We start from the raw sequence: 321 nt of genomic DNA on the forward strand, positions 1-321 counted from the left end.
GAAGATGGTCGTGCCGATCCGTGCGGCGGCTTCGTGCAGTTGTGCTTCGGTTTGCAGCGCGTCGCCGGGCAGGTATTCCACCGGTTTGTACGCGCTCAACGCCGGTGCGGCGACAATGCGCCGCGTCAGGCGGATCGCGTCGGCGGCAACCCGCAGGTCTTCCGGATGGCTGAGGTAGTTGGGCCGGATCACTGGCGCATCCGCCGGGTTTGCCGAGCGGATATCGATACGGCCACGGCTCTGCGGGCGCAGGTCGCAAACTGATGCGGTGAATGCCGGGAATGCATGCAACGGCTCGCCGAAGCGCTCCAGGGACAGCGG

1 protein-coding gene is annotated in these 321 nt (G+C 66.7%); it reads right to left on the reverse strand.

Annotated elements, in window-relative coordinates:
* On the reverse strand, window positions 1-321 hold a 321-nt coding region (locus tag KZZ04_RS18670), incomplete at both ends, for a GMC oxidoreductase (RefSeq protein WP_257903677.1).

The sequence above is a fragment of the Pseudoalteromonas sp. CR1 genome, from assembly GCF_019392235.1.
Taxonomy (GTDB): domain Bacteria; phylum Pseudomonadota; class Gammaproteobacteria; order Enterobacterales; family Alteromonadaceae; genus Pseudoalteromonas.